17 protein-coding genes are annotated in these 23047 nt (G+C 69.5%); 7 read left to right on the top strand and 10 right to left on the bottom strand.

Going from position 1 to position 23047, the window contains the following annotated elements:
- Positions 1–82: 82 nt before the first annotated feature.
- Positions 83–1963, top strand: a complete 1881-nt coding sequence (locus CDO46_RS19420; RefSeq protein WP_087840281.1) for a choice-of-anchor I family protein — start codon at positions 83–85, stop codon at positions 1961–1963.
- 22 nt (positions 1964–1985) lie between these two features.
- Here CDO46_RS19420 and CDO46_RS19415 read toward each other — a convergent pair whose 3' ends face one another.
- The 9 genes from CDO46_RS19415 to CDO46_RS19380 form a co-directional block, all read right to left on the bottom strand.
- On the bottom strand, positions 1986–3194 hold the full coding sequence (locus CDO46_RS19415) for an MFS transporter (protein ID WP_243724342.1): 1209 nt from the start codon (positions 3192–3194) through the stop codon (positions 1986–1988).
- An 85-nt stretch (positions 3195–3279) separates the two neighbouring features.
- The gene (locus CDO46_RS28080; RefSeq protein WP_140416884.1) at positions 3280–3459 is read right to left on the bottom strand and encodes a hypothetical protein; all 180 of its coding nucleotides are present in this window, start codon (positions 3457–3459) and stop codon (positions 3280–3282) included.
- Positions 3460–3491: 32 nt separating this feature from the next.
- Complete coding sequence (locus tag CDO46_RS19410) at positions 3492–5846, bottom strand: CHASE2 domain-containing protein (RefSeq protein ID WP_087840117.1); 2355 nt, start codon at positions 5844–5846, stop codon at positions 3492–3494.
- Positions 5847–5861: 15 nt separating this feature from the next.
- Positions 5862–7538, bottom strand: a complete 1677-nt coding sequence (locus CDO46_RS19405; protein ID WP_087840116.1) for a FecR domain-containing protein — start codon at positions 7536–7538, stop codon at positions 5862–5864.
- Positions 7535–8257 carry a response regulator transcription factor gene (locus CDO46_RS19400; protein ID WP_087840115.1) on the bottom strand — a complete coding sequence of 241 codons (723 nt, stop codon included), beginning with the start codon at positions 8255–8257 and terminating at the stop codon, positions 7535–7537. The genes CDO46_RS19405 and CDO46_RS19400 overlap by 4 nt, the downstream gene beginning before the upstream one ends.
- A gap of 123 nt (positions 8258–8380) precedes the next feature.
- Positions 8381–8836, bottom strand: a complete 456-nt coding sequence (locus CDO46_RS19395; protein WP_087840114.1) for a hypothetical protein — start codon at positions 8834–8836, stop codon at positions 8381–8383.
- Positions 8837–9001: 165 nt separating this feature from the next.
- Positions 9002–10477 (bottom strand): efflux transporter outer membrane subunit, encoded by a 1476-nt coding sequence (locus CDO46_RS19390; RefSeq protein WP_087840113.1) that lies wholly within the window; start codon positions 10475–10477, stop codon positions 9002–9004.
- 16 nt (positions 10478–10493) lie between these two features.
- Positions 10494–13685: an efflux RND transporter permease subunit gene (locus tag CDO46_RS19385; protein WP_087840112.1), complete on the bottom strand. Its 3192-nt coding sequence runs from the start codon at positions 13683–13685 to the stop codon at positions 10494–10496.
- 17 nt (positions 13686–13702) lie between these two features.
- A complete protein-coding gene (locus CDO46_RS19380) occupies positions 13703–14944 on the bottom strand; it encodes an efflux RND transporter periplasmic adaptor subunit (protein WP_087840111.1) in 1242 nt (413 codons plus the stop codon).
- 140 nt (positions 14945–15084) lie between these two features.
- On the opposite strand from CDO46_RS19380, the gene CDO46_RS19375 reads away from it, so the two are divergent.
- Positions 15085–16101, top strand: a complete 1017-nt coding sequence (locus CDO46_RS19375) for a LysR family transcriptional regulator (RefSeq protein WP_087840110.1) — start codon at positions 15085–15087, stop codon at positions 16099–16101.
- A gap of 42 nt (positions 16102–16143) precedes the next feature.
- Here CDO46_RS19375 and CDO46_RS19370 read toward each other — a convergent pair whose 3' ends face one another.
- Positions 16144–17874, bottom strand: coding sequence for a phosphoethanolamine transferase (locus CDO46_RS19370; RefSeq protein ID WP_207958563.1), 1731 nt, complete (start codon positions 17872–17874; stop codon positions 16144–16146).
- A gap of 130 nt (positions 17875–18004) precedes the next feature.
- Between CDO46_RS19370 and CDO46_RS19365 the strand changes: the two genes are divergently transcribed.
- The 5 genes from CDO46_RS19365 to CDO46_RS19345 are packed head-to-tail and all read left to right on the top strand — an operon-like array spanning position 18005 to position 23044.
- Positions 18005–18475, top strand: coding sequence for a MarR family winged helix-turn-helix transcriptional regulator (locus tag CDO46_RS19365; RefSeq protein ID WP_087840109.1), 471 nt, complete (start codon positions 18005–18007; stop codon positions 18473–18475).
- Positions 18472–20523 (top strand): FUSC family protein, encoded by a 2052-nt coding sequence (locus CDO46_RS19360; RefSeq protein WP_087840108.1) that lies wholly within the window; start codon positions 18472–18474, stop codon positions 20521–20523. The genes CDO46_RS19365 and CDO46_RS19360 overlap by 4 nt, the downstream gene beginning before the upstream one ends.
- Entirely contained in the window at positions 20513–20719 is a 207-nt protein-coding gene (locus CDO46_RS19355) for a DUF1656 domain-containing protein (protein ID WP_087840107.1), read from the top strand. The genes CDO46_RS19360 and CDO46_RS19355 overlap by 11 nt, the downstream gene beginning before the upstream one ends.
- A gap of 4 nt (positions 20720–20723) precedes the next feature.
- Entirely contained in the window at positions 20724–21626 is a 903-nt protein-coding gene (locus CDO46_RS19350; protein ID WP_243724364.1) for an HlyD family secretion protein, read from the top strand.
- On the top strand, positions 21623–23044 hold the full coding sequence (locus CDO46_RS19345) for an efflux transporter outer membrane subunit (RefSeq protein ID WP_087840106.1): 1422 nt from the start codon (positions 21623–21625) through the stop codon (positions 23042–23044). Before CDO46_RS19350 ends, CDO46_RS19345 begins: the two co-directional genes overlap by 4 nt.
- The last annotated feature ends 3 nt before the right edge of the window (positions 23045–23047 follow it).

Below are 23047 nucleotides of genomic sequence, written 5' to 3'. Positions count from 1 at the left end.
ACTGTCATGTTACTCCGTCATGATGCGGCGCTTGTCCAACCCACCCCACCGAACGATGACATTCGCCACCCAGCCCTCGCGCATGACGATCCTTGCCCGCAGCTTGTGCGCCCTGGCGGTCGCCATCCCCTTGGCGGCATGCCTGGGCGATGGCGGCGACGACGCGGCGCCCACCACGCCGCCCGTGACCCCGCCTCCCGCCGCCGAGCCGACGCCCAAGAGCATCAGCCTGAAGATGCTGGGTCGCTATTCCGCCGGCCAGTTCGGCGTCAGCGCCGCCGAAATCCCCGCCTTCGACGCGGCCAGCAAGCGCGGCTTCGTCGTCAACGCCCGCAACGGCGTGGTCGACGTGCTGGATCTGAGCACGCCCGCCAGCCCCAAGCACATCGGCACCATCGATGCCTCGACCATCTCGACCGGCGCCGAGATCAACAGCGTCGCCGTCCACGACGGCATCGTCGCCGTCGCCATCCAGGCCGCGAAGAAGACGGATCCGGGCTTCGCCGCGCTGTACAAGGCCGACACGCTGGCCCTGCTGGGCAAGGTGGGCGTGGGCGCCCTGCCCGACATGCTGGCCTTCACCCCCGACGGCAAGACCCTGCTGGTCGCCAACGAGGGCGAGCCCAGCGACGACTACCACGTCGACCCGGCGGGTTCGATCAGCGTCATCGACGTCTCCAACCCCGCCGCGCCGTCGGCCAGGGTGGCCGGCTTCACCGCCTGGAACGGCAAGGAAGCCGAACTGCGCGCCAAGGGCGTGCGCATCTTCGGGCCCAAGGCCAGCGCCTCCCAGGATTTCGAACCCGAATACATCGCCGTGTCCGCCGACGGCAAGACGGCATGGGCCACGCTGCAGGAGAACAACGCCCTGGCGCGCATCGACATCGCCACGGCCACCGTGACCGACATCCTGCCGCTGGGCTACAAGGACCATGGCCTGGAAGCCAACGCGCTGGACGCCAGCGACGAGCCCGCCAAGCTGGACATCCGCACCTTTCCCGGCGTGCGCGGCATGTACCTGCCCGACGCCATCGCCTCCTACACCGCGGGCGGCAAGACCTATCTCGTGACGGCCAACGAAGGCGACGCCCGGGCCTGGGGCGAGGACGATGATGCTTACTGGGCTGGCGACGCCGGCAAGGGCTTCGTCGAGGAATTCCGCGTCAAGCATCTGGTCCATGCCAGCGGCTTCGCCCGCCGCCGTGGCGATGACCTGCCCCCGCAGCTGGACGCGCTGGCCGCCGGCGCCCTGCTGAACCCCGAGACCTTCGCCTACTGCGGCGCCACGGCCGGCAAGCCGGGGGCCTGCCGCGACGACGATGTCCTGGGCCGCCTGCAGATCTCGTGGACCATGGGTTATCGCCAGGACGCCAGTGGCAAGCCGGTCAAGTTCAACGCCCAGGGCATCGAGGACCCGACCGGCGATCGCATCATGTACGACCACCTGTACGCCTACGGCGGCCGTTCGTTCTCCATCTGGGACCAGGACGGCAAGCTGGTGTGGGATTCGGGCGCGCAGTTCGAGCGCATGCTGGCCAGCGACTCGTGCAAGCTCGGCCCCGACCGCGACGTACCCTGCGCCACCTACTTCAACACCGGCCATGACGAGAAAGCCACTTTCGACAGCCGCAGCGACGCCAAGGGCCCCGAACCCGAAGGCGTGGAAATCGGCGTCATGGGCGACAAGACCTTCGCCTTCATCGGCCTGGAGCGCATGGGCGGCGTGATGGTCTACGACATCACCGATCCCAAGGCGCCGGTGTTCATGGATTACTTCAACACCCGCGCCAATTGGACGGACGAGCCTTCGAACGAGAACCTTGCCAAGATGGGCGACCTCGGTCCCGAAGGCCTGAAGTTCGTACCCGCGGCGAAGTCGCCCACGGGCCAGCCGCTGCTGATCGTCGGCAACGAGGTCAGCGGAACGACAGCCATCTACGAAGTATCGCGCGTGCTGGAGTGACCGGCATGCCGGGGCGCCAGGCTCAGGCGCCCCGCTGCGGTTCCCTGCCCATGCCGAACACGATGACGGCGAAGGAGATGGCGCAGGCGGCCAGGCCGGCCAGGAAGGCCGCGCGATAGCCGTAGGCACCGATCAGCAGGCCCGCCAGCGGCCCGGTCACGCCCGAGGTGATGTCCACGAAGGCCAGGAATCCGCCCACGGCCACGCCCCGGCTCTCGGGCGGCACGCGGCGCATGGCCTCCACGCCCATGGCCGGGAACACCAGCGAAAATCCCACGCCCGTCAAGGTGGCGCCTGCCAGCGCGAAACCGGGGCTGGGCGCCATCCACAACAGGAACTGGCCCAGGGCCTCGATCACCAGCGAGATGGCCGCGACCTTGCGTCCGCCCAGCTGGTCGGGCAGCCTGCCGAAGAACAGCCGGACCAGGATGTAGCCCGCGGCGAATCCCGTCAGGGCCAGGCCGGCGCCATCCCAGCCACGGCTTGCGAAGTACAGCACCACGAAGGCGGTCAGCACCGCGAAGGGCGCCGAGGCGAGCGACAGCGCGCCGCCCTGCCGCCAGATCATGCCGATCACGCGCAGGAACGGCACCTGCTTCCTGGCCCCGCCGACCACGGGCACCGGCGGCACGCGCCAGGCGATCGCCAGGCCCAGCAGCGGGAAGGCGACGGTGGCCAGCCCGACGGCCAGGAAGTCGACCTGCTGCATGACCCAGACGCCCAGCGGCGCGCCCAGGCCGAGCGCCGCGAACATCGCAATACCCTGCCAGGACATCACGATGCCGGTGCGCTGCGGCCCCACCCGGCCGATGCCCCAGGTCATGGTGCCGGTCAGGAACAGGCTTTCGGCCGGCCCCATCAACACGCGGCCGACGACCAGCACCGCAAGCGCAAGCGACGGATGGGGAATCAGCGCCGAGGCCACGTAGAGCAGCCCCGCCATGGCGGCCATGGGCAATCCCATCATCACCGACTGGCGCGGCCCGTGCCTGTCGACGTAGGTACCGGCGAACTTGCGGGTCAGGATCGTGGTCAACGGCTGCAGGCCGATGATCCAGCCCACGACCAGCGGGCTGAAGTCGAGCACGCCGTTCACGTAGAGCGGCAGCGCTGGAAGCGGCAGGCCGACGGCCAGGAAGCCGGAAAAGACGATGGCGACCAGCGGCAGCAGGCGCAGCGCGGATTCGTGGGAGGAAGGAGAGGAGACGGAAGGAGAGGCGTTGTTCATCATCGGACGTCGATAAGCGGCGCACACGGGCCCGGCGGGCTGGCGCGACGTTCAGCGCGTTGGATGACGTTAACGCTTACGACTGCGGTCAGGAAGACAGGACGGCATCATACCATTCCGACCCGGGCGCCCCTTTGCATATCGCCGCCTGCGGCGGATAGACGACGACCAGATCGGTCCAGATCTGCCGCGCATTCAGCCAGATCAGGCCGAACGGCGCAGCCATCGCCGCGCACAGGATGAGTATCACCAATAATCGTTCAGCCATTCGTACCACTGACTTCGTAGACAGCCTGCAGTCTACGCGTGTCCGCCGCGGCCACTCGCCCGGGGTTCAGTGTTGTTTACCGTGGCAGGCAGGAACAGCCGGAATTCGCTGCCCTGCCCCGGCGCGCTCTGGCACTCTATCTTTCCGCCATGCCGCTCGACTACGGCCTTGACGAAGGCCAGGCCCAGCCCGAAACCCGGTTCGTCGCCGTCCGCCGCGCCACCCACGCGCGAGAACTCCTGGAACAGGCGGGCCTGGTCCTCGGCGGCGATGCCTCGTCCCTGGTCCCGCACCGCGATGCACCACAGGTCTTCCCGGCGCACCATGCGGCAATCCACCCGCGTATGCGGCGGGCTGTACTTGATCGCGTTGCCGATCAGGTTGATCAGGGCGCGCGTCAGTTGCGCACGGTCGCCGCGCAGCGGCGCGCCGTCGTCCGGCACGTCGGCATCGAGTTCGATGTGCTTGGCCTGGGCCAGGCTCCAGCATTCGTCGGCGGCGTCCAGGACCACGTCCGTACCCTCGAATACGTCGTCGCGGACCGGCGCCGTCGCCAGCCGTGCCAGCTCGACGAACGATTCCGCCAGGGCCTGCGTGCGCAGCACGTAGCGCCGGATGCGGTCCAGGAGTTCGTCCTGCGGAAGTTCGCCGGGGTCGCTGCGATGCAGGTCCAGCAGGGCCAGGATGGCCCCCTGCGGCGACCGGATGTCGTGCGACAGGAAGCGCAGGGCCTGGTCGCGCTTGCGCTCTGCCTCGCGCAGCGGATTAATGTCGACCAGCGTGGCGATCCAGGCGGTCTCGCCGCCCTCTTCTCCCGCGCACCGCGCATACTCGAACAGGAAGGCCCGCCCGGCGGCATCGCGGCATTCGGCGAAATGTCCCGGCGCCACCGCCGCGGGCCAGCTGAGCGGGCCGCCGCCCACCAGCGTGAAATCCGCCAGCAGGCGGGCCATCTCCTCGCCCTTGGCGGCGGCCGCGCCGAACTGCCGCACGGCTTCGCGATTGGCAAGCAGGACGCGGCCGTCCTCGCCCACCGCCAGCGCCGCCTCGGGCAGGCTTTCTATCACGGACGACATGAAGGCCTGCACGTCCAGCAAGCGCCCCGTGGCGCGGGCCAGGTCGTGGATCCGCCGGTCGATGAGGTCGCCGGCCGGCGCGGCCGCATCCTGCGGCAGCACCGCGCCATGGCGCTTCAACCGGCCCAGTTCGTCCACCAGATAACCGGCCGCGCGTTCCAGGCGCCGCCAGTTCCATCCCAGGTAGAAAGCCGCGATGGCCAGCACCGCCGCGCCGGGCGGCCACCAGACGCCCTCGGCCAGCAGCATGGCGCCGCTCGCTGCCGCCGCCACGCCTATCCCCGCCACCGATGCCGCCAGCGCCCAGCCCTGCGCGAACAGCCAAAGCGCCGGCAGCATCGCCGCCACCAGCAGTACCGTCAGCAGCGCCCCCGCCCACGGGGCGATGACGCGGCGCGCCGTTCCCGACATCAGGTTGTCGATCACGTTGGCGGAAATCTCCACCCCCGGGGTGAAGCTGTGGCGCGCCGACAAGGGCGTGGGATAGACGTCCCCCAGGCCCGCCGCGGTGGATCCGACCAGCACGATGCGTCCGTCCAGCGCGCCGTCGGGCAGCTCGCCCGCCAGCACCTGGGCGGCGGAAACAGTGCGATAGGTTCCGGCCGGCCCGGCATAGTCGATATGTATCCAGAAATCCCGCCACCATGCCTCCGGTGCCGTCTCCGGGCCAGCCGGCGCCCGGTTCCCCGGCAGCGGCCGGGCGACGGCCCTGCCGGCGATCTGCAGCAGCGCCAGCGCGAAGTGGTTCCACTGGCGGTCCCGGGTGCCTTCGCGCAGGAAGACGCTGCGCACCACGCCGTCGGCGTCCGGTTCGACCGAGACATGCCCCAGTGACCGGGCCGCGGCGGCAAGCGGCGGCACCGGCAGCATGGCCTGCACCCTGCCGCCCGTGTTGGCGGTGAAGACCGGAAGCACGACGTTGCCGCTGCGGCGGATGGCTTCGGCCATGCGCAGGTCCACCGACGGATCGGCCGACGGCTCGGACAGCAGCAGGTCCAGGCCCAGCGCGGCCGGCGACTGTTGGGCGATGCGCTCGATCAGGTCGATCTGCTGGTCGCGGCTCCACGGCCAGCGGCCCACCTTCGCCAGGCTGGCCTCGTCGATGGCCACCACCACGATGTCCTGGCTCGGCACGGCGGGATCCAGCCGGCTGAGGAAGTCGTACAGGGCCGCGTCCAGACGGCCCAGGCCGTTCTGCCAGGCCAGCAAGGCAGCCAGCAGCAAGCCCGCGACGACCGCGATGCCGCGGACCGGGGCCCGGGGCCGCCCGGGCCCCGGGCGCAGCGTGGCGGATGCGGCCTGGCGGTCCATGCGCGTGAACAGGCCCTAGGGAAGCTGGATTTCCTGGCCGTCACCCGATCGCAACGCACCGTCCCCGCTGCGGACCGTGCGATTGACGCGGAAGCGCTGCGGACGCGTGAAATCGCGCACATAGCCGTCGCTGTCCGTCGCCTGGATGCGGACGAAATACTCGCCGGCGGGCAAGGACTCGAGCGCCCATTTGCGCTCCGTGATGCGGCGCTCGGCGGCGATGCCGGCAAAGCCGGCGTCGCGCGCGACCTGGACGAGGTAGTTCTGCCCTTCCTCGCCGTCCCAGGTCAGCACGACTTCGTCGCCCTGCTGGCTCATGCCGAGCTTGCCGCCCACGGGCAGGCGCACCATGAAGCGGCGCGGATCGCTGTAGGGTCCGGCATCGGGTCTGCCGTCCTTGCCCTGGACGACACTGCCCACGCGCCAGAAGTAGTTGCCCGAGGCCAGCCCGCGCACGGCGTGGGAATCCGTGGACAGCATGCTTTCGTCGACGAAGGGGTTGGCGAAGGCCTGGTCGCGCGACACCTGCAGGCGGTAGCCGATGGTGCCGTCCGCGCCCGTCCAGCGGAGCACGGCCTCGGTCTGCTCGACCACGCCACCGTCGGGCGGCGCGATGGTGACCGGCGGCTCGGGCCGGGCCTTGAGCTTGATCGGCCAGGTGACCGGGCGGCCCTCGATGCCCTGCGCGTCGACGCCATTGATCCGCACCACGTAGTCGCCGTCGTCGAGGCCGGCGAAGCGCACGCGCGGCGTGGCGGTCACGAGGTTGCTGACCACCTGTTCGGCGGCATGGGCGGGCCAGATGAAGGCGCGGTACGAGGCCGCGCCGGCCAGCGCGGGAAACGCCAGATCGATGATGAGTCGCTGCTGCAATGCCTGGACGCCGGACAGGTCCGGCGCCGCCAGCAACGGCGACAGCGTGGCGGTCGGCGCATCGGTGGCGACCGCGCCCCCCAGGCCCGCCGCGACCCGCGTGGTCGAACCCGAACGCGCCACGCGCAGTTCGACTTCTCCCTCCAGCACGTCGCTGGTGGCCGAGCTGCCCTCGCGCATCGAGACGCCGAACTCGGTACCTCGCACGCCGGCGGCCATCAGCGGCGTGTCGACCTGGAAACGGCTGCCCGTGGGCCGCTGCGGTGAGACGCGCGATTCGACACGGCCCTTGTCCAGCACCAGCGAGGTGTCGGCGCGCTTCTTCGTCAGGCTGTACTTCAGGCGTTCCAGGCGCAGTTCGGAGTCGCCCGCCACGCGCACCACCGAGCCGTCCGCCATCTCCAGCGTGGCAAAGCCGCCGGCATCGGTGCTCAGGCGATCGCCGTCGATCAGCCGCATGTCGCGTTCCAGCGCGCCGGTCGAGCCGCTGCGCGTCGTATAGCGCACGCCTCCCGAGACGTGGACCACGCGCGCGCCGCCGGGCTTCTTGCGCAGCAGCGCGTCGGGCACGACGATGACCGAACCCGGCTTGAGCCTGAGCGGATTGGGATTGCCGTTCTCGCGGGCCAGGGCCTGCCATTGGCCGGGGTCTTCCAGGTAGGCCTGGGCGAGGTCATACAAGGTGTCGCCGTCGCGCACCAGGTGACGCACCGGCTCGGCCTGCTGGGCATGAGCCGGCGCCGTGCCGAACACGCAAGCGGCGGCGATGGCCCACGCGGACAGCCGGATGCCGGCGTCCATGCTGGGTAGGTTCTTCATAGAGGGTCGTCGTTGGATTCGTTCGTTGCCGGCGGGTCGGCCAGTATCTCGAAGCGGTAGCCCAGCCCGTAGACCGGCACCAGCCGCACGCCGTTGTGCGGCCGCAGGTCGAGCTTGCGTCGCAGTTGCGACATGTGCGTGGTGACGGTGCGCGTGTCGATGGCGCTCGTGCCCCACAGCTCCTCGAGCAGGTGCTCGTGCGTCAGCAGCCGCCCCAGGTTGCGGAACAGGTACAGCGCCAGCTCGTATTCCTTGGGCTTGAGTTCGACCGGCTCGCCCTTGATCCGCGCTTCCCGGCGGTGCAGGTCGAAGGTATAGACTCCGAAGCCCGGCTGGCTCGGGCGCGAAGCCTCGGGATAGGCCCGGCGCAGCAGCGCGGCCACCCGGGCCTGCAGTTCGATGGGCCGGATGGGCTTGGCCATGTAGTCGTCGGCACCCGCCTGAAGCCCGTCGACCACGTCCTGCTCTTCGTCGCGGCTGGTGACGAACAGCACCGGCAGCTGCGGCGGCAGGTTGCGGCGGATCCACCCCAGGATCTCGGGGCCTTCGATGTGCGGCACGTGCCAATCCAGCACGAACATGTCGTAGCTCTGGCGATGGAGGTCGCGCAACATCGCCCTGCCGTCCTCGAACAGATGGCAGTCGTGCCCCGCCTGCAGCAGCGTCTTTTCTATGATCCGGGCATGTGCCGGATCGTCTTCCAGTATGGCGATGCGCACCTGGCCCCCCAAAGATCGATGTAAAGCCAGCGCATTTTATAACGGGGCGCGCCGCGACGCCCGGAAAGCGCCACTTTCCGGGGAATTCCGCGGCGGATCAAGGGGAAATGCTTCGGGAGGGTGTCAGCGCATGCCCGGGCCGTCGGGCCTTGGCATCGCCGGGCCGGGCGAGCCCGAGGGCATGGCCGGGGAGCCGGGCGCGGGTGTCACCACTTCCCGGTACTCCCGCAGCACGCCTCCGCCTTCCACGCTCCCGCTGACCGTCCCTCTTCCGTCCACCCGCGCCATGCAGGCCGCGCGGTCGGCTTCCGGCAAGGCGTTGCAGCGCTGGGTGCGGTTCTGCTCGTAGGCCGAATCGCTGGCGCCGCGCAGATTGCCGCGCCGCGCTTCCTGCAAGGCAGCGCCGGCCTCCCGCCTGCATGTCGCGCGGTCCTGGCCCGACTGGCCGCTGTTGCAACGAGCCAGTTCCTCCTGGTAGGTGGTGTCGGCGGCGGAAGCGGCGTGCGCCGAGGTGAACAGAACGGTGCCCAGGGCGACCGCAGCCAGTCCCAGGGTGCCACGCTTGGATTTCGTATTCATGCCTGACTCCTTTCGCGCGGAAAGGCCCCGGCGCGCGGGACCTGCGCGTCGATCCAGTGTAGGCTCGGCATGTCTGTCCGCAACGGGCACGGCGCCTGACTATGTAAGCGTTCCGTACAGCAAAGACCGCAGCCCCCAAGACTGCGAGGCCGCGGCCACGGCTTGTTACGAAGGCTGGCGTGGAAGCAACAGCGCCGCCGCGGGCGCCGGCGCCTGCCCTTCCCAGCCGCCGCCCAGCGCGCGGATCAGGTTGACCGTGGAGCGAGCCAGTTCCCCGTCCAGCCGGGTGGCCACACGGCGCTGCTGGAGCACGCTGCGATCGGCATCGATCACGTCCAGGTAGCTCACCGATCCTTCGCGGTACTGGATCTGCGACAGCCGGGCCGCGCGCGCGGCGGATGCCACCGCTTCGTCCTGCGCCCGGTACTGGTCGGCCAGGATGCGCAGGTTGGCCAGGTTGTCCTCCACCTCCTTGAAGGCCGCCAGCACCGTCTGGCGGTAACGGGCGGCCTCTTCCTCGTAGGCCGCCCGCGCCGCCTGCAGCCCCGCCTCGCGCCGCCCGCCGTCGAAGATGGGCAGGGTCAGCATCGTGCCCACCAGGGGGCCGAGCAGGAACGTGCGGCTGGACCAGTTGAACAGGTCGCCCAGTTGCGCGGACTCGTAGCCTAGCGCGCCGGTCAGCTCCAGCCTGGGGAAGAATGCCGTGCGCGCGACGCCGACGCGGGCATTGGCGGCCGCCATGGCGCGTTCGGCGGCGGCGATGTCGGGCCGGCGTTCCAGCAGATCGGATGGCAGGCCCGGCGGCACGGACACGGCCAGCCTCGCCAGCGGACTCGGGGGAAGGCTGAAGGAAGCCGGCGCCTCGCCCAGCAGGATCGCCAGCGCATGTTCGGCCGTCGCCCGCTGGCGGGCGATATCCAGGGCCTCGGACCGCGCCGATGCGAGTTCCGTGCGGGCCCGCGCCAGGTCCAGTTCGCTGATGTCCCCTTCGTCGTAGCGGCGCTGGATCAGCGCCAGCGTACGCTCGCGCAGCGCCACGGTGCCGCCGTACAGTTCCTGGCCCGCATCCAGTTCCCGCACCAGGAAATAGGCCTGCGCGACGTCGGCCTGCACGGCCAGTTGCACCGAACGCAGCAGGGCCTCGCCCTGTTCGGCCTGGGCCGACGCCGCCTCGACCCCGGCCGCCACCCGGCCGAACAGATCCACTTCGTAGGCCACGGAAGCCTGGGCTCGCCACAGCGTCGACGGCGACGTGTTCGCCTCGGCGGGCAGGCCCCTTGAAGCCGGCGACGGCCGCTGCCTCGTGGGGCCCGCGCCCGCGTCGACGCGGGGGTACAGGTCGGCCCGGGCCTCGCCCAGCCGCGCCCTGGCCTGCGCCAGGCGCGCCACGGCGGCCTTGAGATCCTGGTTCGCGTCCGCCGCTCGCTCCTGCAACCGGTCCAGTACCGGGTCGCCGAACACCGCCCACCAGCGTCCGCGATGGGCAGCCTCGGCCGGCTGGGCGGCCTTCCAGTTCCCGCCGGCCGCTTCCTTGAACGATGCCGGCACCTCGGGCCGCGGGGGATCGTAGGCCGGCGCCACCGCGCAACCCGCCAGCACGAGCAAGGCCGTCAATGCCGCGCTTCGCAAACCGCTTTTCATCAGATTCTCTTTCACATCAATGCCCCGCGTGATGAGCCGCCACGATGGGCGCCTCGTGATGCGCGGCCGAGTGCAGCTTGCGCGCACCGCTGGCCAGCCTCAGCAGTACATAGAAGACCGGCGTCAGGAACAAACCGAACAGGGTCACGCCCAGCATGCCGAAGAACACCGCCACGCCCATGGCATGCCGCATCTCGGAACCGGCGCCGGTGGAGGTCACCAGCGGCACCACGCCCATGATGAACGCGATGGACGTCATCAGGATGGGGCGCAGCCGCAGGCGGCTGGCCTCGATGGCCGCCTCGACCACCGACCTGCCCTGCAGTTCCAGTTCGCGCGCGAACTCGACGATCAGGATGGCGTTCTTCGAGGCCAGGCCGACCAGCACCATCAGGCCGATCTGGGTGAAGATGTTGTTGTCGCCCCGTGTCAGCCAGACGCCCGTGAGCGCGGCCAGGATGCTCATCGGCACGATCAGGATCACCGCCAGCGGCAGCGTCAGGCTCTCGTACAGGGCCGCCAGCACCAGGAACACCAGCAGCACGCTGATCGGGAACACCCAGATGCCGGCGTTGCCCGCCAGGATCTGCTGGTAGGTCAGGTCCGTCCACGCCAGCTTCATGCCGCGCGGCAGGACCTGCTCGGCGATGCGTTCGGCGGCGGCCTGGGCCTGGTCCGAGGAATAGCCCGGGGCCGGCCCGCCGTTGATGTCGGCGGCGGTATAGCCGTTGTAGCGCACCACCATTTCCGGTCCGAAGGTCGGACGCACGTCCACCAGCGACGACAGCGGCACCATCTCGCCGGCGGCGTTGCGGGTCTTCAGCGCCAGGATGTCGTCCGGATGCGCACGGAACGGCGCATCGGCCTGCGCGCGAACCTGGTACACCCGCCCGAAACGGTTGAAGTCGTTCACGTACAGCGAACCCAGGTAGATCTGCATGGTGTCGAACACATCCGTGACCGCGACACCCAGCTGCTTGGCCTTGACCCGGTCCAGTTGCACGTCCAGTTGCGGCACGTTGATCTGGTAGCTGCTGAACGTCGGCCCGAGCTCCGGCGCCTTCTGCGCCGCCGCCACGAAGGCCTGCGCCGCCGCGTCCAGCTCGGCGTAGCCCAGCGCGCCCCGGTCCTCGATCTGCAGCTTGAATCCTCCCAGCGTGCCCAGTCCCATGACGGGCGGCGGCGGGAACACCGCGATGAACGACTCCTTGATGGCCGAGAACTGCTGGTTCAGTGCGTTCGAGATCGCCTCGGCCGAGACCTCCTTGCCCTTGCGCTCATGGAAGTCCTTCAGGGACACGAAGACGATGCCGGCGCTCGAGCTGTTGGTGAAGCCATTGATCGACAGCCCGGGAAACGCGATGGCGCTTTCCACGCCGGGTTGCTTGAGCGCGATGTCGGACATGCGCCGGATCACTTCCTCGGTGCGGTCTAGCGAGGCGCCGTTGGGCAACTGCGCAAAGGCCACCAGATATTGCTTGTCCTGCGCGGGCACGAAGCCCCCCGGCACGATGGACGAGACGCCCAGCGTCAGCGCCAGCAGCACGCCGTACACGCCCATGACCATGGCCTTGCGCGAGATGACGCCCGTGACCCCGGCGCCGTAGCGATCGGACGCCCGGCCGAACATGTCGTTGAAGCGGCGAAAGAAGCCGCCGAACAGGCGGTTCATCACGCGCGTCAGGCCATCGGGCCGGGCGTCGTGCGACTTCAGCAGCAGGGCCGCCAGCGCCGGCGACAGCGTAAGCGAGTTGAAGGCCGAGATCACCGTCGAGATGGCGATGGTCATCGCGAACTGCTTGTAGAACTGCCCGCTCAGCCCGGTCATGAAAGCCAGCGGCACGAATACCGCGACCAGCGTCAGCGCGATGGCGATGATGGGACCGCTGACCTCTCGCATGGCGCGGTACGTGGCCTCGCGCGGCGTCAGCCCGGCCGCGATGTTGCGCTCGACGTTCTCCACCACCACGATGGCGTCGTCCACCACGATGCCTATCGCCAGCACCATGCCGAACAGCGACAGCGCGTTGATCGAATAGCCGAAGCCCAGCATCAGCGAGAACGTCCCGATGATGGAGACCGGCACCGCCAGCAGCGGAATGATGGAGGCCCGCCAGGTCTGCAGGAACACGATCACCACCAGCACGACCAGCGCCACCGCCTCCAGCAGCGTGACCACCACCGCCTTGATGCTGGCGCGCACGAACTGCGTCGGGTCGTAGACGATGCGATAGTCCACCGAGGGCGGGAAGTCCTTGGCCATGTCCTTCATGGCCGCCCTCACCTGGTCCGACACCGCCAGCGCGTTGGCGCCCGGCGACTGCATGATGGCCAGCGCCACCGCCGGCTTGTTGTCCAGCAGCGAACGCAGGCCGTACTCGGCCGCCGCCAGTTCGATGCGCGCCACGTCCGACAAGCGCGTCACGCCGCCGTCGGGCGAGGTCTTGAGCACGATGTTGGCGAAATCCGATTCGGTCTGCAGGCGGCCTTGCGTGTTCACCGACAATTGCAGCGACACGTCGGACGCGCTGGGCGAGGCGCCGATCACGCCGGCCGCGACCTGCACGTTCTGCTCGCGTATCGCCGCCACCACGTCCGAGGCCGTCAGCCCGCGCTGCGCGACCTTCTGCGGATCCAGCCAGACGCGCATCGAGTAGTTGCCGGCGCCCCACAGCTGCACCTCGCCCACGCCCGGTATGCGCGCCAGGCGGTCCTTGACGTTGATCAGCGCGTAGTTGCGCAGGTAGGTGATGTCGTAGCGGTCATCCGGCGAGATCAGGTGGGTCACCATCGTCAGCGTGGGCGAACTCTTGATGGTCGTGACGCCCAGCCGCTGCACGTCCTCGGGCAGGCGCGGCAAGGCTTGCGACACCCGGTTCTGCACCAGTTGCTGCGCCTTGTCCGGGTCCATGCCCAGGCGGAAGGTGACGGTAACGGCCAGGTTGCCGTCGCTGTTGGCCTGGGACTGCATGTACAGCATGTCCTCGACGCCGTTGATGGATTCCTCCAGCGGCGAAGCCACCGTCTCGGCGATCACCTTGGGGTTGGCGCCGGGATACTGCGCGCGCACCACGACCGAGGGCGGGACGACTTCCGGATACTCCGAGATGGGCAGCTGGAACATCGCCAGCGCACCCGCCAGCAGGATCAGGACCGACAGCACGCCCGCGAAGATGGGCCGGTCGATGAAGAACTTGGAAATATTCATGATCGTGTCCGGCCGCCTCAGACCTGCCTGGGCTGGCGCGCGGCAGGCGTGCCGGACGGTCCGCCGTCGGCCGGCGGACCATCGCCCGCGAACCGGCCCGGCTGCCCCGCCATGGGCACTTCGCGCGGCGTCACGGGCTCGCCCGGCCGCACGCGTTGCAAACCGTTCACCACGATGCGCTCGCCCGCCTTCAGGCCGGCGTCGACCACTCGCAGGCCGCCGCTGGCGCTACCCAGCCGCACCTCGCGATAGCGGGCGCGATTGCCCTCGTCCAGCACCAGCACGAAACGCTTGTCCTGGTCGGTGCCCACTGCGCGCTCGTCGATCAGCAGCGCGTCGCGCGGCTTGCCGCCCCCCAGTTGCACGCGCGCATACAGCCCCGGGATCAGTTGTCCGTCCGGGTTATCGAACACCGCGCGCACACGGATGGTGCCCGAAGCCACGTCCAGGCGGTTGTCGATGAAGCTGACCGTGCCCTTGCGGGGATGGCCCTCCTCGTTGGCCAGGCCCAGGTAGACCGGGATGGCGCCCGAGCCGGCGCGGCTGGCCTGCGCCATCTTCAGGTAGGTAGGCTCGTCCACGTCGAAGGCCGCGTACATGCGCGCCGTCGAAACCAGCGTGGTCAGCGGAGCCGACGCCGCGCCGGCGGCGACCACGTTGCCCACCGTCACCTGCGCGCGCGAGATGCGGCCGGTGACCGGCGCCGTGATGCGCGTGTATTCCAGGTTCAGGCGAGCCGCCTCCAGGGCGGCCCGGGCGGCCTGCAGGTTCGCGGCCGCCTCGCGCGCGGCGTTCTGCTTCTCCTCGAAATCGCGTTTGGCGATCGCGTTGTCCGACAACAACCGCTGGCCGCGCGCCAGTTCGGAGGCCGCGTAGGCGTCGCGGGCCTCGGCCGCGGCAAGCTGGCCCTGGACCCGGGCGACCTCGGCCGCATAGGGACGCGGATCGATGGTGAACAGCACGTCGCCTTTCCTGACCAGGGCGCCGTCCTGGAAGTGCACCGCGGTCAGCGTTCCGGACACCAGGGGCCGGATCTCGACGCGGTCGACCGCCTCCAGCCGGCCTGAATAGCCGCGCCAGTCCGTGATGGTGCGGCTGACGACCTCGGCCACGTCCACGGCAGCCGCCGGGGCCGGCGCGGCGGGGGCTTCTTCCTGGCCGGCCAGGGCCGGCATCCTCTGCACGGCGATGCCCCCGGCAACGCCAAGCACGGCAACGCCCAGCGTGACCGCCAGCGCGCGTTTGCGAAAACGAAACATGAAAAACCTCGGGCTCGTATGGGTGAATACAGCGATGCCCGATTCTGAGTGTTATCGTGTTTCCGATAAATCCTGCGTTTTTACAAACACTATTCATCCAGAACGAACAATTGCCGCCCATCAGGCGGCAGGAGCCTCTCGTGGACAAATTCCAGGCCATGCAGGTGTTCACACGCGTGGTGGAAGCCAACAGCTTCACCCTGGCGGCCGACAACCTCGGACTGCCGCGCGCCACCGTCAGCACCACCATCCGTAATCTCGAACGTGCGTTGCAGGTCCGGCTGCTGAACCGTACCACCCGCAAGATCAGTCTCACGCCCGACGGCGCCTCTTACTACGAGCGCTGCGTGCGGCTGCTGGCGGACCTGGAGGAAGCCGAGACGTCCTTCCGCGACGTCGCGCGCCGGCCGCGCGGCCGGCTGCGCATCGACACGCCGGCCTCGATCGGCCGTTCCATCCTGATTCCGTCGCTGTGCGAATTCCATGAGCGCTATCCGGACATCGAGCTGGTGATAGGCATGAGCGACCGTCCGGTCGACCTGGTCCAGGAAGCCGTGGACTGCGCCATCCGCGTCGGCGAATTGCAGGACTCTTCCATGGTGGCCCGGCGCATCGGCACCTTCGAAAGCCTGACCTGCGCGGCGCCCTCCTACCTGGAGGCCTATGGCGAGCCACGCACGCTCAAGGACCTCGAGCGCCATCACGCCGTCCATTATTTCTCCGCCCGCACCGGCCGCACCATCGACTGGGACTTCGTCGTGGACGGCGTGGCTACCGAGGTCAAGGTCAAGGGCATCGTCTCGGTCAACGACTCGGACGCATACGTGGCCTGCGGCCTGCAAGGCTTCGGCCTGATCCAGCCGGCCCGGTACATGGTGCGCCCCCATCTGGAGTCCGGCCTGCTGCGCGAGGTGCTGACCGACTGGAAGCCTTCGCCCATGCCGATCTCGGTGGTCTACCTGCACAACCGGCACCTGTCGCCCAAGGTGCGGGCATTCGTGGACTGGGTAAGCGAACTGTTCGGCCGGTGTCCGCTGCTGGGCGGCGAATGCCACGCGAACGACATGCCGCAGGAATGCGAGTTCGCCTGCCAGCCCAGCGGCCACACGGTCCGGTCGGTCATCGAACAGCACAACCTGGCCGAAAGCGTCTTCTGAGGCCCCAGGGCCTGGCGAGCCTCTTTTTAGCGTGGACAGGCGCTAGCCCCGGGCGCGGCCCTTTCCCGCCCGGGCCTCGAGCGCCGCACGGCACGGCGCGAGCATGTCCAGCTGCTGCCTGTACACGCTCGTCCTTACCTCGAACATTCCCAGGACGGAATGGAACAGGTTGTCGTGGCTGTAGGGCGCGTCGCGACGGGCGGCCAGGCAGGCGGTGTCCACGCCCCAGTCGCGCGCCGCGCCGGGCGACATCCACATCACCATGGGCACGTGGGTCTGGGCCCGCGGCGCGATCGCATACGGCGCGGCGTGCAGGTAGAGACCGTTCTCGCCCAGCGACTCGCCATGGTCGGATACGTAGACCATGGCCGTATCCCGCGTGGCGGCCTGCTTCTGCAGCAGGCCGACGACCTGCGCCAGGAAGTAGTCGGTGTAGAGAATGGAATTGTCGTAGCCGTTGACCAGCGCCTCGTGCGGGCAGTCGCCCAGTTGGTTGGTGCGGCAGACGGGCTTGAATCGCTCGAATTCCGGCGGGTAGCGCCGGTAGTAGGCGGGGCCGTGGCTGCCCATGGTGTGCAGCACGATGAAGGCGTCGCCCGGATGCTCGTCCATGTAGGCGGACAGGCCTTCCAGCAGCGCCTCGTCGCGGCACCCCTCGGCGTCGCAGTGGGGAAGGCGCGGGTTGCCCATGATGCTGTCGTTGGGCACGCGCAGGCAGGTGCCCTTGCAATCGCTGTTGTTCTCGCGCCAGTAGACCGCCACGCCCGCCCGCTGGAGCACGTCCAGCAAGCCCTCGCGCGTCTTGGCGGCGCGGTCCGAATAATCCGCCCGGCCCAGGTCCGAGAACATGCACGGGACCGATACCGCCGTGGACGTGCCGCACGAGGCGACGTTGGAGAAATTGAGCACCCCCAGGCGCGACAGTTCCGGCGTCGTATCGCGCGCATAGCCGTTCAGCCCGAAGTGGTCCGCGCGCGCCGTCTCGCCCACCACGAATACCACCAGGGACTTGCGGGGCCGCGCCGCGGCCGCGGCCGAGCGGACGGCATCCAGGCCGATGGGCGCCACGACCAGGGCGGCCTCCTTGGCCCCCCAGCGCTGCCGCGCATACTTGCCCAGCGCGTACAGGTAGCTCGTCGGATTGATCTTCTGCGTCACCTGCCGGTGTTCGCGGAACAACGGCGCGTACACGGAATAGAAACCGCCCAGCATCGCCAGGCCGGTCACCAGGCAGGCCGAGGCCACCAGCAGGCGAGCCATCACGCCCCGCACGCCAGCCGCGTACTCCACCCGCAGGCGCCACAGGCCCGCCACGGGCAGCACCCCCAGCACCAGCAGGTAGCCCAGCAGCCCCGGGCTCAGCAATGCGCCGGCCTCGCGTACGTCGGTCTCGGCCAGGTTCTGCACCATCACGTTGTCGATTGCGACACCGTAGGTGCCCATGAAGTACGCCGTCAGGGCAGACACCGGCAGCAGCAGCGTCAACAGCGGCTTGAACACCGTCTTGAACGAACACAGCGTCAGCAGCAGCCCGAACGCCGACCACATCAGGATGGCGAACGATAGATAGAAGACGACCGAGCCCGCCCCGTTCCAGGGAACGATGCGCACGATCTCGCGCCAGACCGCGATGTTGTAGAAAAGCACCAACCCGGCGGCGATGGCGAGCGCCAGCCGCGTACTGCCCCGGAGCCCCCAGCCGCGGTTCTGCCCGGCCGCGACCAGGCCCCAAATGAACGTCCCCGAGCGATGCCCGTGTAGTGCGGAAGACAAACTGGCGCTCCCATGAAGCAATGCCGCCACGTTATCGGGCGCGCCATCGAAGAAACGTCGAAGCCTTGTCGAATTTTTGTCGAATCGGCAAATACTTCACAAACAAATAGTTTGCATGCTAATATTTTTCATGGACAAAATTGACAAGCAACTCGCCACCCTGACCATGGCCCTGGGCCGCACGGCTCGCGCCTACAAATCGGCGGCCGACACGTTGACCGCCGATTTCGGCCTGTCCCAGGCCACCGCCTGGCCGGTGGTCATGATCGGCCGCCTGGGCGACGGCGCCCGCCCCGGGGCTGTCGCCGACGCGCTGGGCATCGAGCCCTCGTCGGTGGTGCGCGTCATCGACCGCGTGATCGAGCTGGGCCTGGTCGAACGCCGCGAAGACGCCTCCGACCGCCGCGCCAAGTCCCTGTATCTCACGGCCTCCGGCCGGCAATGCGCCGACCGGGTCGAAGCCGCCCTCATCCCCTTTCGCCGCGCCCTGTTCGCAGGCAGCAGCCAGGACGACATCGAAGCCTGCCTGCGCACGCTCGAAGGCCTGCAGGCCGCGATCGAACAACTCGCCCGGGAATCCGGGCCCGCGTCGTCCTCATGAAGCCCCCCACCCTTTCCGAGGCGCTGTTCTCGCTCAAGAGCTATGCAGCCGCGGTGCTCGCCCTCTATCTTGCGATGCGCATGGGCCTGCCGCGTCCGTTCTGGGCCATGACCACCGCCTACGTGGTCAGCAGCCCGCTGGCCGGCGCGGTGCGCTCGAAGGCGGTCTACCGCGTCACCGGCACCACGCTGGGGTCGGCCATGGCCCTGGCCGCCGTGCCGCTCCTGGCCAACGCGCCGGAGCTGCTTTCGCTCGCCTTCGCGTTGTGGGTAGGGCTGTGCCTGTACATCTCGCTGCTGGATCGCACGCCCCGGTCCTATCTCTTCATGCTGGCGGGCTACACCGCCGCGCTGATCGGCTTTCCCGCCGTCACACAGCCCGAGCAGATCTTCGACACCTCGCTGGCGCGCGTCGAAGAGATCCTGCTGGGCATCACCTGCGCCACGCTGATCCACAGCCTGGTGATGCCGCAGGGCATCGGCCCGGTTCTCGTCGCGCGCGTGCAGCGGGCCTACGACGATGCCCAGCGCTGGATCGCCGACACGCTGGGCGGCAAGTCCGACGTCGGCCAGCTGGATCGGCGCAAGCTCGCCGCCGACGTCACCGACCTGCGGCTGATGGCGACCCACCTGCCCTTCGATACCTCGCACCTGCGCTGGACCACCAACGCCATCCACGCCGTGCAGGACCGCATCTCGCTGATGATGCCGTTGCTGTCCGCCATCGAGGACCGCCTGGCGGTGCTGCGGTCGATGCCCGCCGGCCTGGCCCGCCGCTGGGAAGCCGTGATGCGCGACGTGGCCGCATGGACCGGCGATCCCGGACCGCGTGACCCTGCCCGGCTGGCCGGGCTGGTGCGGGCCATCGACGCCAGCCATCCCGCGGTCTCGCGGGACATGGGGTGGCGCGAGATGGTCGAGCTCAGCCTGGGCTCGCGCCTGAAGGCACTGATCAATGCCTACGCCGACTCCAGCGCGCTGCGCACGCACATCGAGGCGGGCCTGCACGATGCCCGTTCCGAGTCCGTCCGCGAGCAGCCCAGTTCACCGCGCGTGCTGCACACCGACCGCGGGCTGGCCCTGCTGTCGGCCTTCGCGGCCACGGTCGCCATCCTGGCCTGCTGCCTGTTCTGGATCGCCACCGCGTGGCAGGCCGGCTCGGGCGCGGCGCTGATGGCGGCCATCTTCTGCTGCCTGTTCGCCACCATGGACAACCCCGTGCCGGCCATACGGGTGTTCCTGAAGTTCACGCTGCTGTCCATCCCGTGCTCGGCCTTCTACCTGCTGGTCGTGCTGCCGGCCGTGCACAGTTTCGAAATGCTGGTGCTGACCACCGCGCCGCTGTTCCTCCTGCTGGGTGTACTGATCGCCCGGCCGCCCACCACCGGCCGGGCGATGGCCTTCCTGTTCGGCGTGACCTCGGCGCTGGCCATGCACGACACCCAGACCGCCGATCTCGTCTCCTTCGCCAACAGCATGCTGGCGCAGGTGGCGGGCATCGTGGCCGCCGCCGTCTGCACGCGGCTGTTCCGCACCATCAGCGCCGACTACAGCGCGCTCAGGCTGTTGCGCGCGAACTGGCGGGAACTGGCCGAACTGGGACGCGCCGACTCGGCCCGCAACATCATCGTAACCGAGATCTCGGCCCGCATGCTGGACCGCCTCGCGCTGCTTGCGCCCCGCATGGCGGCTGCCCGCGCCAACGCCGACCTGCAAGGCGCCGACGTACTGGCGGACCTGCGCGTGGGCCTGAACATGACGCAACTGCTGCGCCTGCAGCCCGAGCTGGTCCGCGGCCACGTGCGCGTGCGGCCGCTGCTGGCCGCGCTGTCCTCGTTCTTCGCCAGCCGGCGCCTGCCCACCCAGCGCCCCGCCCCCGACTTGCTCGCGCGGATCGACGACCTGCTGCGCGCGGTGTGCGCGCTGCCGGCATCGAACGTGCAGCCCGACGCGGTGGCCGCGCTGTGCGGCATACGCCGCGACCTGTACCCCGATGCCGACGACTACCAGCCGGCGCCTTCCCTGCCGGAGTCCGACCATGTTCGCTGAAATCAACGTCTATGGCCTGTACGTGCCAGCCCTGTTGTTGCTGGCCTTCGCGGCCATCGTCGTGTCCAGGCTGCTTGGGCACGGACTGGCCCGCCTCGGCCTCTACCGCCTGGTCTGGCATCCCCCGCTGTTCGACGCCTGCCTGTTCGTCATAGTCCTGGCCTGCCTGTCGTTTTTCTTTACCCGCGAGTTCTGACGTGATACCCAAGATTTCATTGCCGGCGCTGGGCCGGTTCGCATTGACCCTGCTGGTCCTGGCCATCGCCATCGGCGCCGGCTGGACCCTTTGGCAGCGCTACGAGGTCCGTCCCTGGACGCGCGACGGCCGCGTGAAGGCCTATGTCGTCCAGGTCGCCCCCGATGTCACCGGCCCCGTCACCAGGGTGCTGGTGCGCGACAACCAGGCCGTCCGCGCCGGGCAGGTGCTGTTCGAGATCGACAAGGCCCGCTACGAACTGGCCGTGCGCCAGGCCCAGGCCGCCGTGCAATCGCAGCGCGCCGCCCTGGCCCAGGCCACGCGCGAGATCCGCCGCAACGGCGAACTGGGCGAACTGGTCGCCCAGGAAAGCCGCGAACAGGCCCAGTCGCGCGCCGAGCAACTGCGCGCCGCGCTGGCGCAGGCGCAGGCCAATCTCGACCTGGCCCGGTTGAACCTGACCCGCAGCACGGTGGTGTCCCCCGTCAACGGCTACGTCACCAACCTGGATCTGCAAGGCGGCGCCTACGTCACCGCCGGGCATGCCGTCATGGCGCTGGTCGACCGGGACTCGTTCTATGTCGAAGGCTATTTCGAGGAAAACAAGCTGCCGCGCATCCATGTCGGCGACCAGGCGTCGGTGCTGCTGATGGGCGCGGGCGAACCGCTTGAAGGCCACGTCGAGAGCTTCTCCGAAGGCATCGCCGACCGCGACCGCAGTACCGCCGCCAACCTGCTACCCAACGTCAACCCGACCTTCAACTGGGTGCGGCTGGCCCAGCGCATTCCCGTGCGCGTGGCCATCGACCGCGTTCCGGACTCGGTCAGGCTGGTGGCGGGCCAGACGGCCACGGTCGAAGTCCGCGAACAGGCCAAGGCCCGCGATCCCCAAGGAGCGGCCTCATGAAACCCCTCGTCTTGCGCTGCCTGGCCGCCGCGCTGCTGGGCGCGATGGCTGCGTGTTCTACCGTGGGCCCCGACTACCACGTGCCGGAGCAGGCCGCCGTCAACCTCGACGCCGCCAACGGACCATTGGCCGGACTGGAGGCCTCGTCCGCCCGGGCTGCGCCGCTGCCCGCCCATTGGTGGCGCCTGTACGACGATCCGGTGCTGGACGACCTGGTGGGCCAGGCCTTCGCCGCCAATACCGACCTGCGCGTGGCCGCCGCCAACCTGCGACGCGCCGCCGCGATCGTGGACGAGGCTGGCGCCGGCCGGCGACCGAACGTCTCGGTCAGCGCCGCTCCCGCCTATGGGCGCGCCTCCGGCGCCGCCAAGGGCGTGCCCTACGCGCTGCCCGACGTCGGCACCTACGACGCGGGCGCGGCCGTGTCCTACCAGGTCGACCTGTTCGGCAAGATATCGCGCGGGCTCGAGGCGGCGAACGCCGACGCGGAGGCGGCCCAGGCCGCCTACGACCTGGCTCGAGTCAACGTCGCGGCGGGCACGGTGCGAGCCTACGCCGACGTCTGCGCCGCCGGCCAGCAGCTGGAGACGGTCCGGCACTCCATCGCGCTGCAGGAACGGTTCGCCCAGCTCACTCGCAGGCGTGCCGACATGGGCCGCGGCACCTCACTGGACATCAGCCGCGCCCAGGGGCAGCTCGAGCAGCTGCGGGCGGCCGTGCCGCCGCTGGAGGCGCAACGCACCACCGCGCTCTACCGGCTGGCCGTCCTGGTGGGCAAGGCACCGGGTACGCTGCCCGCGTCCCTGGCCGCCTGCCATGTCCCGCCCACGTTGCGCGATCCCGTCCCGGTGGGCGACGGCGCGGCGCTGCTGCGCCGGCGGCCCGACATCCGCCAGGCCGAGCGCTCGCTGGCGGCCGCCACCGCCCGCATAGGCGTGGCCACGTCCGAACTGTATCCCAGCATCTCGCTGGGCCTGTCGGCCGGCAGCACCGGCACGCTGTCGCGCTTCGGCGCCGACAACAGCTTCCGCTGGAGCCTGGGCCCGCTCATCTCCTGGAGCCTGCCCAACACCGGCCTGGCCCGCAGCCATATCGAACAGGCCGAGGCCGGCAGCGCGGCCGCCCTGGCCCGCTTCGACGCAGCGGTGCTGAACGCGCTGCGCGAGACCTCCAGCGCGCTGACCGTATATGCCCGGGACCTGGACCGGGCCGACGCGCTGCGCGCCGCCCGCGACCGTAACCGCGAGGCCGCCGAACAGGCGCGCACGCTGTACCGCCTGGGGCGTACCGACTTCCTGACGGCGCTGGACGCCGACCGCACCCTGGCCGGTTCGGAAAGCGCGCTGGCCGCCGCCCAGGGACAACTGGCCACCGACCAGGCGGCCTTGTTCCTGGCGTTGGGCGGCGGCTGGGAATAACTT

This window comes from Pigmentiphaga sp. NML030171, from assembly GCF_002188635.1.
Classification (GTDB): Bacteria; Pseudomonadota; Gammaproteobacteria; order Burkholderiales; family Burkholderiaceae_B; genus Pigmentiphaga; species Pigmentiphaga daeguensis.
This window is presented reverse-complemented; position numbering and strand designations above follow the sequence as displayed.